Genomic DNA, 15,006 nt, shown 5'->3' on the forward strand with positions numbered 1-15,006 from the left:
AGCCCCACCGGGTGAGCTCAGTCGGTCCCGCGCGCCTGTTCCCGCAGGATGTCGCGGGACCGATTCACGTCGTCGCGCATCTGGGACACGAGCGCGTCGATCCCCCGGTAGGCCACCATCCCGCGCAGGCGTTCCACGAATTCGACCACCACGGTCTGCCCGTAGAGGTCGAAGTCCTCCACGGCCTCGTCCGGGCGGTCGATCACGTGGGCCTCGACCTGGCGGTTCACACCGTCGAACGTGGGATTCGACCCCACGGAGATCGCCGTGGGCCAGCGGGTGCCGTCCTGGTCCACGAGCCAGCCCGCGTAGACCCCGTCCGCCGGGATGAACCCCGTGGCCTCGGGTGCCAGGTTGGCCGTGGGGAAGCCCAGTTCACGCCCGCGTGCGGCCCCGTGCACCACTTCCCCGCGCATGCGGTGGTGCCGGCCGAGCAGTTTGGCAGCACCGCGGATGTCCCCCGCCTCGAGGCACGAGCGCACCCACGTGGACGAGCAGCGACGGTCGTCGCTCCAGCCCACCAGGCCGTTGAGTGCATCCGTGTCCTCGGGGACCAGGCCCGCGACGTCGTCCACGACCTCGACCTCGAAGCCGTGTTCACGGCCGAGCTCCCTGATCACCGGCAGGTCCCCCGTGTTGTCACGCCCGAGCCGGACGTCCGACCCGATCACGAGACACACCGCGCCCAGCGGTTTCACGAGGTAGTCGACCACGAACTCCTCGGGGCTCAGCTCGGAGAACTCGAGGCTGTACGGCAGCACGAGGACGGCGTCCACGCCTGTGGCCTCAAGGGCGTCGAGCTTGTCCTCGAGACCCATGATGAGTCCGGGGTGAGATTCGGGCCGGTGCACGAGAGCCGGGTGCGGATCGAAGGTCACGACCACGGAGCGGGCCTCGAGACGCCGGGAGGTCTCGAGCAGCCGCGCGAACACGTGTTGATGACCGCGGTGGACACCGTCGAAGTTGCCGATGCTCACCACGGAGGGACCGAATCCCGGGGTGACCTCGTCCAGGCTTCTCCAGCGAATCACTGTTCTCCTTGATGTCTTCTGCGTGGTCAGGGTGTGTGCGGGCGACGTCTAGAGCCTACCGCTCCGCCGGGAGGGCCGTGTCAGCCACAACCACACGAGCCCCACGATCGGGAGCACGAGCGGCACGTAGCCGTAACCGGCACCGAAGTGGGACCACACGCTCGCCTTGGGGAACAACTGCGGTTCCAGGACACTGAGCAGGCCCACGCCCAGCACACCCACGAGCTCCACGACCACGGCCACCGTGGCGACCCTGTGCCAGCCCGGACCGGACTTGGCCAAGGCGATCGTCGCCAGGACATAGATCGCGGCGGAGATCGTGGACAGGATGATCGCGAGCGGGGCCGCGGAGAACTCGGTGGCGAGCTGGTAGAGCGAGCGCACCCCCGCGGAGAGCGAGAAGACGGCGTACACCACTATCAGCAGCCGCCCGAACCCCGAGTTCTTCCGGTCGGATCCCGCGCGGGGCCCCGACCGCCCGAAACGGTTCTGCAGCGTGGTGCGTGAGGGCTCAGCCATGCTCGTCCTTCCCCCGGCGGCCCGTCCCGGCCGCTGCGGCGTCACTGGTAGTAGTAGATGAAGTTCATGCGGTAGACCATCACGGCCACCACGGGACCGGCGGCGGCCAGGATGAGGGTGGACCACCGCGAGCGTTCCACGAGGGACCACACGAACGTCCCCGCGGGGATCAGCAGCGCCGTGAGCAAGTAGCCCCAGTACTCGAGCAGGCTCCCGGAGGGATCCGGACCCAGCACGGGCAGGAACACCGAGCCCACCGCGTAGACCAGCAGGAACGACTCGAGCACGAGCACGGAACCCTGGGAGAAGTCGTCCGGCGCACGGCCGCGCGCGGCCTGCACGAGGCAGATCACGCACGAGAGCGCACCCAGGACCACCGATGCCCAGAACCACCCGTCATAACCCCACAGCATCAGTCGTGCGTCCGTTCCGTTCGCTTGGTTCCGTCCTGTCCCGCTCCGGGGTCACCCGCCCCGGGTTTTTCCACGCCTGTATCATCCGGCGCCGCGGCAGCCGTGAACGTCACCCCCGCCGCGATCCCGAGCACCGACGTCGTGTATCGGCGGTCGGCGGGGCCACGGTCCTCGGCGAGGGCCACGAGTGTCCCGTCCGGTGCGAAGCATGCGACGGGCAGCTCCGCCCGGGATCCCTCGCGCCCCTCGGAGCCCGACGCCGCGGCGTCGCCGGCGGATGCGGTGTCGCCGGCGCCTGCCCCGGAACGAGAGGCGGCGCCGTCGACCTGCGAAGCGCCGCCAGGATGAACCTGCGTCGCGGCGATCCTGCGCCCGTGCGACAGGTCCGTGGCCTCCCGGGCGGTGAGCTCGCGCACGGGGAACAGTCCGCGCGCGGCGTCGTCGATCGGCAGCGTCGAGACCGTGCCGCCGGCGCGCACCTGCTCCGTGAGCTCGTCGAGCGTGTGCGACTGCTCGAGCGTGAACGACCCCACGCGCGTGCGCCGCAGCGCCGTGAGGTGCCCGCCCACGCCCAGGGCCTCCCCGAGGTCGCGCGCGAGGGCGCGGATGTACGTCCCGGAGGAGCACGTCACGGTCGCATCGACATCCACCGCGGTGGGCTCAGCGTCGGTCGGCTCGCGGGAGATCCCGTGCACCGTGAACTCGTGGACGGTGACCGGTCGCGCGGGCAGCTCCACGTCCTCGCCCTTGCGCACGCGGGCGTACGAGCGCTGCCCGTCCACCTTGATCGCGCTGACCGCGGACGGGACCTGCTGGATCTCACCGGTCAGCTCGGCGACCGCGGCCAGAACGGCGTCATCGGTGAGCGCGGCGAGCCGCTCGGGCGCGGCCGTGCTCGTGACGTCCCCCTCGGCGTCGTCGGTCACGGTCGCGGCACCCAGGCGGATGCTCGCCCGGTACGTCTTGTCCGTGCCCGTGACGTAGGTCAGCAGCTTGGTGGCCTTCTCGACCCCCACGACCAGCACGCCCGACGCCGCGGGGTCCAGCGTGCCCGCGTGACCCACCTTGCGGGTCCCCGCGAGGCGGCGCATGCGTGAGACGACGTCGTGCGAGGTCCAGCCGAGCGGTTTGTCCACGACGACGAGCCCGGCCGCCCTCGGGAGCGAGGGTGCCGGGCTCGGAATCTGCTGGCGATCGGTCACCGGATCAGTCCCGCGACCGGCTCTCGGGGGCTTCGTCATCCGCGTCGGACGTGCGGTAGGCGTCATCCCCCGCGGCGTATTGAGCGCCCTGGGCCTGTTCAGCCACCTGGGCGTCCTTCTCACGCGCGGTGCGCAGCAGCGCCTCGAGACGTGCGGCGTCCGCGGGGATCTCGTCCGCGACGAAGGTGAGCGTGGGGGTCAGGCGCGCGGTGATGTTCCTACCCACCTCGGAGCGCAGGATGCCCTTGGCGGACTCCAGGGCCCGCGCGGTCTCCTGACGCTGCGTCTCGTCCCCGTAGACGGTGTAGTACACGGTCGCATGCTGCAGGTCGTTGGTGACCCGCGCGTCCGTGACGGTCACGAAACCCACCCGGGGGTCCTTGATCCTGCGTTCGAGCGCCTGGGCCACGATCACCTTGATGCGATCGGCAAGTCGAGCGGCGCGGGCGGCGTCGGCCATGGTGGTACTCCTCGTGTCCGGGCAACGCCGGGGCGTTGCAGTGTGCGGGGGTGGTGCGCCGTGACGCGCCACCCGGTGCGATCCGCCCATCACGGAACGGATCGCGGTGCGGGCGGGGTGCCCGCGTGATCTCGTGGGAATCACACGGGCACCCGGACCCGCTGTCACGTGGTCGCGGCCGGTGCGCTCGCGTGAGTGCACCGGCCGCGGGGACCCGTCAGTCGCGCGGCTTCTCGCGCATCTCCCAGGTCTCGATGAGGTCGCCCTCGCGGATGTCGTTGAAGGAACCGAGTCCGATACCGCACTCGTAACCCTCTCGCACCTCGGTGGCGTCGTCCTTGAACCGGCGCAGCGAATCGATGGTGAGGTTGTCCTGCACCACGTTGCCGTCGCGCACCAGGCGGGCCTTGCCGTTGCGGCGCACCACACCCTTGGTGATGTACGCACCGGCGATGTTGCCCCACTTGGACGAGCGGAAGACCTCGCGGATCTCGGCGGTACCGAGCTCCACCTCCTCGTACTCCGGCTTGAGCATGCCCTTGAGCGCGCTCTCGACGTCGTCGATCGCGTTGTAGATCACGGAGTAGAACTTCATCTCCACGCCCTCGCGCTCGGCCAGGTCCGTCACGCGCTCGGCGGGACGAACGTTGAAGCCGATGATCACGGCGTTGTCCACCGTGGCCAGGTTGACGTCGTTCTGGGTGATCGCGCCCACGCCGCGGTGGATGACCCGCAGCTGGACCTCTTCGCCCACGTCGATCTTGAGCAGCGAGTCCTCGAGCGCCTCCACGGCACCGGACACGTCACCCTTGATGATGAGGTTGAGGGTGTCGATCTTGCCCTCGGCCACGGCCTCGTCGAAGGACTCGAGCGTGATCCGCTTGCGGCGCTTGGCGAGTTGGGCATTGCGGTCCGCGGCCTCACGCTTCTCGGCGATCTGACGCGCGGTGCGCTCCTCCTGGGTGGCCAGGAACGTGTCACCCGCGCGCGGCACGGAGGACAGACCCAGCACCTGCACCGGGCGGGACGGCAGCGCCGCCTCCACGGTGCGGCCCATCTCGTCGAACATGGCACGCACGCGACCGTACGCGGCACCGGCCACGATCGAATCGCCCACGGTGAGCGTGCCGGACTGGACCAGCACGGTGCACACCGCACCGCGGCCCTTGTCCAGGTTGGCTTCGATGGCGACGCCGCGGGCGTTCTTGTCCGGGTTCGCCTGCAGTTCCAGAGCGCCGTCCGCCGTGAGCACGATGGCGTCCAGCAAGTCGTCGATGTGCAGGTTCTCGCGGGCGGAGACGTCCACGAACATAGTGTCGCCGCCGTACTCCTCGGGCACCAGGCCGTACTCGGTGAGCTGACCGCGGATCTTCTCCGGGTTGGCGTCCGGCTTGTCGACCTTGTTCACGGCCACCACGATCGGCACGTTCGCCGCCTGGGCGTGGTTGAGCGCCTCGACGGTCTGCGGCATCACGCCGTCGTCCGCGGCGACCACGAGCACGGCGATGTCCGTGACCTGCGCGCCACGGGCACGCATCGCGGTGAACGCCTCGTGACCCGGGGTGTCGATGAACGTGATGAGCCGTTCCTGACCGTCCACCTCGGTGGAGATCTGGTACGCACCGATGTGCTGGGTGATGCCGCCGGCCTCACCCTCGATCACCTTGGTGTTACGGATCGCGTCCAGCAGGCGGGTCTTACCGTGGTCCACGTGACCCATGACGGTGACCACCGGCGGGCGCGGTGCCAGGACGTCCTCGCCTTCAGCCTCCAGTTCCGCCTCGAGGTCGATGTCGAAGGACTCGAGCAGCTCGCGCTCCTCGTCCTCCGGGGAGACCACCTGGATCTGGTAGCCGAGCTCGGCACCCAGCAGCTGGAAGGTGTCCTCGTCCAGGGACTGGGTCTGCGTGGCCATCTCACCCAGGTGGATGAGCACGGTCACGAGCGACGCCGGGTTCGCGTTGATCTTCTCCGCGAAGTCCATGAGCGAGGCACCGCGGCGCAGCCGCACCACAGTGCTGCCGTCGCCGTGAGGAACCGACACGCCGCCGACGGCGGGTGCGCTCATCTGCTCGAGCTCCTGGCGCTTCGCCCGCTTCGACTTGCGGTGCTTGCCGCGGGCACCACCGCGACCGAAGGCACCCTGCGTGCCACCGCGGCCACCGCGGCCGCGGAAACCACCGCCGCCACCGGTACCACCACCGCCGGCGCCACCACCGCGGCGGGGTCCCCCACCGGGTGCCGGGCGGCTACCGATCGGGGCCACACCCGTGGTGTGACCGGGCATCATGTTCGGCGAGGGGCGGGGTCCACCGGGACGGGGGCCGCCCTGACCCGTTCGCGGTGCACCCGTACGGGGCGCACCGGGACGCGGGCCACCCTGGCCCGCCTGAGCGGGACGGGGGCCACCCGGACGGGGACCGCCGGGACGGGGTCCGCCCTGACCGGCATTGCTCGAACGCATCCCCTGCTGGGACGCGAACGGGTTGTTACCGGGACGCGGTGCTCCGGGCTTGGCCGAGCGCTGCTGGCCGGGGCGCGGCGCACGCTGACCACCGTCGGAACCGCGGCCCATGCCCTGCTGGGACGCGAACGGGTTGTTCCCCGGACGCGGTGCGGACTGACCCGGCTTGGCACTACCGGGCTTGGGGGCGTTGGCACGGGGGCCCGGGGTCGCCGCACTGCGCGGCGTGGCCGAGTCGGAGGCAGCGGGCTTGGAGGCAGCGGGCTTCGCAACCGGGGTCTCGGAGGCCTGGGGCTCGGACGCCGACTTCGCGGGAGCCTTGGGGGCACCCGGGGTCGGCGCGGCGGATCCGGCAGCGGGCTTGGCAGGGGCGTCGGAACCGGCGGGCTTGGGCTGGACCCTGCCCCCGGGCTTGGGCGCGGAGGACTTCTCCGCGGGCTTCCTGGCGCCCTGCTGCGCGGGCTTGCCGGAGTTGCCCCCGGCGGAGTTCTTGGACTGCGCGGCGGAATCGCCACCGGCGGGGTACGCCGAACGCAGCTTCTTGGCCACGGGCGGTTCCACCGTGGAGGACGCTCCGCGAACGAATTCGCCGAGTTCCTGAAGTTTGGAAATAGCTTCCTTGGACGTGATTCCGAGCTCTTTCGCGAGCTCGTGGACACGGGGCTTGGCCACTGTTCTCCTGTCTCGGTCCGCACCGAAACAGGTACGAACCGCTTATTTTCCGTTGACGTGGCCACCGGACGCACACGTGCGTCCCGCGTGGCCGCGGGTTGAGTACTCGAAGGCACTCATCGGCCGGCACTCATCGGTTTTCCATGGGCTTCTGACTCGCTTTCCTGGTGTTCGTCCTCCTGCACCGGCAGGAGGACGCGCAGCTGTTGCTCGAGGTCGTCCGTGGTCACGGCGGTACGGAACGAGCGATGGAACGCCCGTTTGCGCACCGCGGTGGCAACGCACTGCCGGGTGGCGTGCACCCAGGCTCCTCGGCCTCCCGCTCGGCGGTGAAGATCCGCCACGACCCGGGGGCCCTGCGGTGTGTCCTCCATCGTCACGCGGACGAGTTGATCAGGGGGGCTCACCTCTCGGCACCCCACACAGGTACGAAGACTGTTGACGCTCATCCCCGCTCCTCATGACCCGTCGTCCGGTTTTCAGGCGGCACGGAACCGCGCGGAAGGACGATGGTCGACCTGATCAGAGCAAAGTCTAGCGCGCCGCGCGGGATTCCCCCGAATCCTGGGGATGTTCAGCGATCCGTCGCGCGGGATTCGGGGACGATGTCGATGCGCCACCCCGTGAGCCGCGCGGCCAGGCGGGCATTCTGCCCCTCCTTGCCGATCGCGAGGGACAGCTGGGCGTCCGGGACGACGGCGCGCGCGGAACGGGCACCCTCGTCCAGCACGTTCACCCGGGACACCCGCGCCGGGGACAGGGCGTTGCCGATGAACCGGGCGGGATCGTCCGAGTAGTCGATGATGTCGATCTTCTCGTCTCCGAGCTCGTTCATCACCGCGCGCACGCGCGAACCCATGTCACCGATGCACGCGCCCTTGGCGTTGGCCCCGGGGCGCTTGGCGGCCACGGCCATCTTCGTGCGGTGCCCGGCCTCGCGCGCCAGTGTCACGATCTCCACGGAACCGTCCGCGATCTCGGGGACCTCCATCTCGAATAGTCGGCGCACCAGATCCGGGTGGGAGCGGGACAGCGTGATGGACGGGCCCTTGAACCCGCGCTTGGCCTCCACGACGAACGCGCGGATCCGCTGACCGTGCTCGTAGCGCTCCCCGGGGACCTGCTCGTGCGGCGGCAGCAGTCCCTCCACGGTGCCCAGGTTCACCTGGACCATCTTGGGGTTGTTGCCCTGCTGGATCTGACCGGAGACGAGTTCCCCCTCGCGGCCCTTGAAGTGACCCAGGACGTTGTCGTCCTCGACGTCGCGCAGTTTCTGCAGGATGACCTGGCGCGCGGTCGCGGCGGCGATACGACCGAAACCGGACGGGGTGTCGTCGAACTCGCCCACCCGCTCGTCGTTCTCGTCCAGCTCGGGAGCCCAGATGGTCACGTGTCCACTGCGACGATCGACCTCGGCACGGGCGCCGTTGATGGCCCCGGGCGAGCGCATGTACGCGAGCAGCAGGGCCTGTTCGATCGTGGGGATCAGCACGTCCACGGGGATGTCGCGCTCGCGTTCCAGCAAGCGCAGGGTGCTCATGTCGATGTCCATGTGTCCGGCCTTCCTTCGCACCACGCGGGGGTTCCGCACCGTGTTCGGGGCCGGGAACCAAACAGCGCGCCGCACGCGGGGTGCGGAGCGCTGCTGCATGGGTCTGTCTCGTGTTCTTCCGGCTATCGTACATCCCCGCGGGGACGTCAGATCTCCACCTCCACCTTGGCACCGCGCACGTCCGCGTAGGCCACGCGCTCGGGGTCCAGGTACTTCACCGGCATTCCCTTCTTGGGTTGGTGCCAGCGCTGGACCACGGCGTGGTCCTCGTGCGCCTCGAGCAGCCGCGCCGAGTAGCGCTCCCCCTCCGCGGGCCGGATCCGCACGAGGTGACCCACGCTGCGCCGCCAGTGCCGCGGCGTCTCCAGGTCGCGCGTGGCCCCCGGCGAGGACACCTCGAGTTCGTACGGCGGGCCGGGCACGGGGTCGTCGCGGTCCAGGGCGTCGGAGACCTGCCGCGCCACCTCCGCCACGCGATCCAGGCTCAGAGAGTCCGTACCGTCCGGCAGGTCCACGAGCACGCGCAGCATCCGGTTCCCGCCCTGGCCCGTGAACTCGCACTGCTCCAGGAAGAGCCCGGCGGCCTCGACCACCGGTTCCACGCTTGCGCGGATGCGCGTCTCGTCCACTGTCGTCATGTCCGTCCTCCTCGTGCGGCTCGCGGGGTCACCGCGCCGCGTTCGTCCTGCCTGCTGCTCCCTATCATGGAACAGACCCGTCCCCCGGAGGAATTCGTGAGTTCTCGCCCGCCCGCACCCCCCGCCAGCGCCTGGCGCGTCCTGGCCGTGGCGCTCACTCTGGTCCTGGTGCTCGTGCTCGCCGCGGGTTTGTGGGCTCATTGGCGCCCGTTGCCCGACGACGACGACGCACGCCTCGGCGCGCGCGCGACCATCGCGTCCGTGCGTGCAGACCTGGACCCCGACCCCTCGGTCCTTCCCGACGCTGTCCTGGCGGATCAGGAGGCCGCGTTCGGTCCGGCGGCAACTCCCTCCCAGGCCCGCCACCTCGAGGCACGCGGTACCGGGGCCCCGCCGAGTTCACTGGCCGACGCCGCAGCCCGGCTCGAGGACGTCGCCAGGACCTCGCCGAACGGGGAGCTGGCGGCCACCGCCGCGAGCGTCGCGGCGTCGTGGTGGGCGGCGGCGCCACCGCCGGCTGGCGCGGACCCCACCGCACGCCAAACAGAAGAGAGCGAGGCGGGTTCGGGGGCCGGTTCCCCCGCAACGTCGAACGGATCCGCAGGGGAACGGGACGGTGACGGCCCTGTCAGCGGAGCGGCATCGAAAGTACCCACCGAGGAAGGGGACGGCGGGGACACCGACGACGACGCGGCGTCGTCGTGCGAACCTGCGCAGCTCGCCGCGGTCACGGCCCTGGACCGTGCGCGGTTCACCGCCGAGGCGGCCGCTGCGCGGATCCCGGCCGACGCCGCACAGAGGGGCACCATGGACGCGGTCATGGACACGCTCGATCCCACGCTGCGTGAGCCGGCGGTGACTCCGATGTTGTCGTGCGATCCCGCACCCGTCGCGGGCGGTCACGTCCTGCCCGCCGGCTTCGTGGAGGACCCCGCCCGAGCGGTGGGCGGGACACTGCGCGAGGCGAGCGCCGCGCTCGTGTCCGCCGTGGGGGCGTCGTCGCCCGAGGACCGGGACTGGCTGCTCACGGCGCTGCTGGAGACGGCCGTCGCAGCGCAGCGCCTGGACCCCGAACACCCGGTGCCCGCCCTGCCGGGGAGGGACTGACGCGCGGCGCACGCGCCGGTCAGCGACCCGTGAGGACGTCCCACCCGAGCTTGGCGATCAACACCGTGACCACTGTAAAGAAGACCACGCGGATGAACGCGCTGCCCCGGGCCACCGCGGTGCGTGCGCCGAGGTAACCCCCGGCCATGTTGCTGAGCCCGAGCACGAGACCCAGCCCCCACAGGACGGAACCGTGCGCGGCGAAGACCGCGATGGCGCCGATGTTCGTGGCCAGGTTGACGATCTTGGCCTTCGCGCTCGCCGCGAGGAAGCTGTAGCCCAGTAACGATACGAGCCCGATGATCAGGAACGACCCCGTTCCCGGGCCCATGACGCCGTCGTAGAAACCGATCAGGGCGCCTAGCGCGACAGCCAGCCCGTAGTGCCGCGCGCCGGTGTGTCGCAGCGCGGTCAGCTGACCCATGGATGGCTTGGCCACCGTGAACACGAGCACGGCGATCAGCGCGAGCACGATGATCGGCTTGAACACCGCGGCCGGGAGTGCGGCGGCCGCGGCCGCACCCGCCCCCGACGCGACGAGGGCCACGACGGCCATGGGCAGCGCGGTGCGCAGGTCCGGGTGGACGCGACGGTAGAACGTCACCGCGGACGTGGTCGTGCCGAAGACCGAGCCCATCTTGTTCGTCGCGAGCGCCTGGACCGGGGTGATGCCCGGGATCAGCAGCATCACGGGCAGTTGGAGCAACCCTCCACCGCCCACCACGGCGTCGATGAACCCCGCGGCGAAACCGGTGAGCACCAGCAGCACGACGAAGCCGGAGGCGGCGGAGTCCAGACCGGATCCCGCGAGGGCGGACAGGTCCATGACGGAACACCCGGGCCGGGACTACAGGGTGTCGTCCGCGGGGGTGTCCGATCCGCGCAGTTCGGCGGTGAGTTCGGCAACCACGTCCTCGCGTGCGATGTCCCGGGACTGCCCGCTGCGGCGGTCCTTGAGCTCGAGCACCCCGTCCTTGAGCCCGCGGCCCACCACGAGCACGGTGGGTACGCCCAGCAGCTCGGCGTCGCCGAACTTCACACCCGGGGAGACCTTGGGACGGTCGTCGAACAGGACGCTGATCCCGGCGTCCTCGAGGTGCGCGACGATCTCCTCCGCGGCCTCGAGCACCTCCGTGCCCTTGCCCGTGGCGACCACGTGGACGTCCGCGGGGCTGAGGTCGCGCGGCCACAACAGGCCCTTGTCGTCGTGGTAGAACTCCGCCACGGCCGCGAGCGCGCGGGTCACGCCCACACCGTAGGAGCCCATGGTCACGGTCACGAGCTTGCCGTTGCTGTCCAGCACCCTGAGCCCGAGGGCATCGGCGTACTTGCGCCCGAGCTGGAAGACGTGGCCCATCTCCATGCCACGCGCGATCTCGAGGGGCCCGGAACCGTCCGGTGCGGGGTCCCCGTCACGCACGGTGCAAGCCTCGAGGGTGCCGTCCCACGTGAAGTCGCGCTCGGCGACCAGGTGGTAGACGTGGGTCTCGGCCACGTTCGCGCCGGTGATCCACGAGGTGCCCGGCACCACGCGAGGGTCCACGAAGTACGGGATGCCCGTGCGGGACTCGGAACCGAGCAGGGCGTCGTCGCGGCTCAGACCCGGACCGATGTAGCCCTTGACGAGTTCGGGCACGGCACGCAGCTCGTCCTCGGTCGCGGCGGCGACCTCGAGTTCACCGCCCTGTCCGAGGGCCTCACCGATCCCGGCTTCCACGCGCTTGAGGTCCACGTCGCGGTCCCCGGGAACGCCCAGGGCCACGAGCTGACGCTTACCACCGGGCAACGAGACGGACAGCACGACGTTCTTGAGCGTGTCCGCGGCGGTCCACGGCTCGCCTTCGCGGGGGTGCAACTCGTTGGAGCGCTCCACAAGCGTCTCGATCGTGGGGCTCGCGGGGGTGCGGTGCACTTGGGCCGCAGGAGCGTCCGCGTAGTCGATCGGCTCCGGGACCACCGTCGTCACGGCCTCCACGTTCGCGGCGTAGCCTCCAGCCGAGCGCACGAAGGTGTCCTCACCCACGGACGAGGGGTGCATGAACTCCTCGGACCGGGATCCGCCCATGGCCCCCGAGGTCGCGGACACGGCCACGACCGGCAGGCCGAGGCGTTCGAAGATCCGCACGTACGCCGCGCGGTGCTTGGCGTAGGACTCGTCCAACCCCGCGTCGTCGATGTCGAACGAGTAGGAGTCCTTCATGATGAACTCCCGCCCGCGCAGCAGACCCGCGCGGGGGCGGGCTTCGTCCCGGTACTTGGTCTGGATCTGGTACAGCGAGACCGGGAGGTCCTTGTAGGACGAGTAAAGATCCTTCACGAGCAGCGTGAACATCTCCTCGTGCGTGGGCGCGAGCAGGTAGTCCGCGCCCTTGCGGTCCTGCAGCCGGAAGAGGTTCTCACCGTACTCGGTCCAGCGGTTGGTGGCCTCGTAGGGTTCGCGCGGCAACAGCGCCGGGAAGTGCACCTCCTGGGCGCCGATCGCGTTCATCTCCTCGCGCACGATCCGCTCGACCTTCCCCAGGACGTTCAGCCCCAGGGGCAACCACGTGTAGATCCCGGGCGCCGCGCGGCGGATGTACCCGGCGCGCACCAGGAGCTTGTGGCTGTCCACGTCTGCGTCCACGGGGTCTTCGCGCAGCGTGCGCAGGAACAAGGAACTCAGGCGAAGGGGCATGAAGGGATCCTATCCACCCGTGAAGGGAACGATCGAAGCGGCGGGTATCCCCGCGAGTCTATCGCTGCGCGGCACCGGCGCACGCCGGGCCCGGGGGCTCACAGGAGGACCGTGGCGAAATCCCCGTGCCGCCGGAAACCCACTCGGCGGTATGTGGCCAGGGCGGGTGCGTTGAACGAGTTCACGTAGAGGCTCACGGTCGGGACGTACTGCCGGGCGAGCGCCACGGTCGCGGCCATACACGGCACGGCCAGTCCCCTCCCCCGGTGCTTGGGGTCCACCCACACGCCCTGGATCTGGCACACGGACCCGTGCAGTGACCCGATGTCCGCCTTGAAGATCACGGTACCGTGCTCGTCGGTGAGCACCGCGGTCCTGCGATCGCGCACGAGGGAGCGCACTCGCTGGCGGTAACCCTCCGCCCCGGTGGTGAAGGGGGAGTACCCCACTTCCTCGGTGAACATGGCCGCGGCCGCGGGCAGCACGCGAGGGAAGTCCTCGTCCTGCGCCCATCGCACATCGCGGGCGGGCCCCGTGAACAACTCGGGTGCGGGATCACGGTCCATCACGAGCAGCGGTTGCACGGGACGGACGTCGAAGGGTTCGGGCCACGTGTCCCGCAATCGTTCCCACAGTCCGAGCACGGGATCGGCGGGACCGAAGAACGAGGCGAAGCGGGGGCCGCCGCGGGCCAGGACGTCCGCGACGAGGTCCGTCCCGGTCTGGTCGAGCACCACGGGGACCACGTTGGTTCCCGCCCAGCACGCGCCCACGAGCTCACCGGAGGAGTCCACAACACCGATCACGGGCGGCTGCCGCCGACCGCGGGCGGCCCGGATCCGGGCCACGTGCGCCGCGACGAACACCCCGGACACCGCGTGCCGCGCCAGCAGGCGGTCCAGTGCCGACTGGTTCACGGCGGCGGGTGAGAGCACCCGCGGGGCGCGGCGCAGGATCACCCGGCGGTCACAACCGGCGCGCCCTCGACCGGCTGGCCGTTCTCGTCCAATTCCATGCTCTCGGCCATCTCATTGGCCTGGGCGAGCAGGGTCTCCACGATCTGGTCCTCGGGAACGGTCTTGATGACCTCACCGCGCACGAAGATCTGGCCCTTACCGTTGCCCGAGGCCACGCCCAGGTCCGCTTCGCGGGCTTCCCCCGGGCCGTTGACGACGCAGCCCATCACGGCCACGCGCAGCGGCACGGTCAGGTGTGCCAGGCCCTCGTTGACCTCCTCGGCGAGCTTGTAGACGTCCACCTGCGCGCGCCCGCACGAGGGGCACGAGACGATCTCGAGCTTGCGCGGGCGCAGCCCAAGCGACTGCAGGATCTGATTGCCCACCTTGACCTCTTCGACCGGAGGCGCGGACAGGGACACGCGGATGGTGTCCCCGATGCCCTGACCGAGCAGGATGCCGAAGGCGGTCGCGGACTTGACGGTGCCCTGCAGGGCCGGGCCGGCCTCAGTGACACCCAGGTGCAGCGGCCAGTCCCCGCGCTCGGCAAGCAACTGGTAGGCGCGCACCATGGTCACGGGGTCGTTGTGCTTGACCGAGATCTTGAAGTCGTGGAAGTCGTGCTCCTCGAACAGCGAGGCCTCCCACACGGCGGACTCCACGAGCGCCTCCGGGGTGGCCTTGCCGTACTTCTGCAGCAGGCGCTTGTCCAGGGAGCCCGCGTTCACGCCGATCCGGATGGACACGCCCGCGGCCTCCGCCGCACGGGAGATGCCCTCGATCTGGTCGTCGAACCTGCGGATGTTGCCCGGGTTCACGCGCACACCGGCGCACCCGGCGTCGATCGCGGCGTAGACGTACTTGGGCTGGAAGTGGATGTCCGCGATCACCGGGATCGGGGACTTCATGGCGATGATGGGCAGGGCGTCGGCGTCGTCCTGGGACGGGCACGCCACACGCACGATGTCGCAACCGGCGGCGTTGAGCTCGGCGATCTGCTGCAGCGTGGCGTTGATGTCCGTGGTGGGGGTCGTGGTCATCGACTGGACGCTGATCGGGTGCTCCGACCCCACACCCACCGAACCCACCTGGATCTGGCGGGTCTTGCGCCGGGGCGAGAGCACCGGTTGGGGCGCGGCGGGCATACCGAGATTGACCGAGGTCACGAATTGCCTCCCAAGGAAGTGGCGTCCGGGGCCCGTGACGCGCGCCCCGCGATGTTGCACTGTCCATTGTGCCCCACTCCTCCCACGTGCTACAGCCGCACGTGATGCGCCGAACACGACGCCGCCCCCGGAATGTTCCGGGGGCGGCGTCG

The 15,006-nt window shown here is 70.3% G+C and carries 14 protein-coding genes; 1 reads left to right on the forward strand and 13 read right to left on the reverse strand.

The window, feature by feature from the left end:
• Positions 1 to 17 precede the first annotated feature (17 nt).
• From ACW9PK_RS01535 to ACW9PK_RS01575, 9 genes are all read right to left on the reverse strand, one after another.
• Entirely contained in the window at positions 18 to 1,031 is a 1,014-nt protein-coding gene (locus tag ACW9PK_RS01535; protein WP_131333207.1) for a bifunctional riboflavin kinase/FAD synthetase, read from the reverse strand.
• A gap of 48 nt (positions 1,032 to 1,079) precedes the next feature.
• Positions 1,080 to 1,550 carry a hypothetical protein gene (locus tag ACW9PK_RS01540; RefSeq protein WP_186317216.1) on the reverse strand — a complete coding sequence of 157 codons (471 nt, stop codon included), beginning with the start codon at positions 1,548 to 1,550 and terminating at the stop codon, positions 1,080 to 1,082.
• A 41-nt stretch (positions 1,551 to 1,591) separates the two neighbouring features.
• Complete coding sequence (locus ACW9PK_RS01545) at positions 1,592 to 1,963, reverse strand: hypothetical protein (RefSeq protein WP_457016300.1); 372 nt, start codon at positions 1,961 to 1,963, stop codon at positions 1,592 to 1,594.
• Entirely contained in the window at positions 1,963 to 3,054 is a 1,092-nt protein-coding gene (gene truB / locus ACW9PK_RS01550; RefSeq protein WP_457017144.1) for a tRNA pseudouridine(55) synthase TruB, read from the reverse strand. Before truB ends, ACW9PK_RS01545 begins: the two co-directional genes overlap by 1 nt.
• A gap of 115 nt (positions 3,055 to 3,169) precedes the next feature.
• Positions 3,170 to 3,625, reverse strand: a complete 456-nt coding sequence (gene rbfA, locus ACW9PK_RS01555) for a 30S ribosome-binding factor RbfA (protein WP_457016301.1) — start codon at positions 3,623 to 3,625, stop codon at positions 3,170 to 3,172.
• A 217-nt stretch (positions 3,626 to 3,842) separates the two neighbouring features.
• Positions 3,843 to 6,761 carry a translation initiation factor IF-2 gene (infB, locus tag ACW9PK_RS01560; protein ID WP_457016302.1) on the reverse strand — a complete coding sequence of 973 codons (2,919 nt, stop codon included), beginning with the start codon at positions 6,759 to 6,761 and terminating at the stop codon, positions 3,843 to 3,845.
• A 116-nt stretch (positions 6,762 to 6,877) separates the two neighbouring features.
• Complete coding sequence (locus tag ACW9PK_RS01565) at positions 6,878 to 7,210, reverse strand: YlxR family protein (protein WP_064845966.1); 333 nt, start codon at positions 7,208 to 7,210, stop codon at positions 6,878 to 6,880.
• Positions 7,211 to 7,335: 125 nt separating this feature from the next.
• Positions 7,336 to 8,313, reverse strand: coding sequence for a transcription termination factor NusA (gene nusA / locus ACW9PK_RS01570; RefSeq protein WP_064845967.1), 978 nt, complete (start codon positions 8,311 to 8,313; stop codon positions 7,336 to 7,338).
• 146 nt (positions 8,314 to 8,459) lie between these two features.
• Entirely contained in the window at positions 8,460 to 8,951 is a 492-nt protein-coding gene (locus ACW9PK_RS01575) for a ribosome maturation factor RimP (protein ID WP_035963505.1), read from the reverse strand.
• A gap of 96 nt (positions 8,952 to 9,047) precedes the next feature.
• Here ACW9PK_RS01575 and ACW9PK_RS01580 point away from each other — a divergent pair, with 96 nt between their 5' ends.
• A complete protein-coding gene (locus ACW9PK_RS01580; protein WP_457016303.1) occupies positions 9,048 to 10,058 on the forward strand; it encodes a hypothetical protein in 1,011 nt (336 codons plus the stop codon).
• A 19-nt stretch (positions 10,059 to 10,077) separates the two neighbouring features.
• On the opposite strand, the gene ACW9PK_RS01585 is transcribed toward ACW9PK_RS01580, so the two are convergent.
• The 4 genes from ACW9PK_RS01585 to ispG all read right to left on the reverse strand — a co-directional run bounded on the left by ACW9PK_RS01585 (position 10,078) and on the right by ispG (position 14,854).
• Positions 10,078 to 10,884, reverse strand: a complete 807-nt coding sequence (locus tag ACW9PK_RS01585; protein WP_457016304.1) for a sulfite exporter TauE/SafE family protein — start codon at positions 10,882 to 10,884, stop codon at positions 10,078 to 10,080.
• A gap of 21 nt (positions 10,885 to 10,905) precedes the next feature.
• Positions 10,906 to 12,732 (reverse strand): proline--tRNA ligase, encoded by a 1,827-nt coding sequence (locus tag ACW9PK_RS01590; protein WP_457016305.1) that lies wholly within the window; start codon positions 12,730 to 12,732, stop codon positions 10,906 to 10,908.
• Between the two features lie 98 nt (positions 12,733 to 12,830).
• Entirely contained in the window at positions 12,831 to 13,649 is an 819-nt protein-coding gene (locus tag ACW9PK_RS01595; protein WP_457016306.1) for a GNAT family N-acetyltransferase, read from the reverse strand.
• A 38-nt stretch (positions 13,650 to 13,687) separates the two neighbouring features.
• Positions 13,688 to 14,854, reverse strand: a complete 1,167-nt coding sequence (gene ispG / locus ACW9PK_RS01600) for a flavodoxin-dependent (E)-4-hydroxy-3-methylbut-2-enyl-diphosphate synthase (RefSeq protein WP_144998858.1) — start codon at positions 14,852 to 14,854, stop codon at positions 13,688 to 13,690.
• Positions 14,855 to 15,006 lie beyond the last annotated feature (152 nt).

The sequence above is a fragment of the Kocuria sp. MNB10 genome (assembly GCF_054073685.1).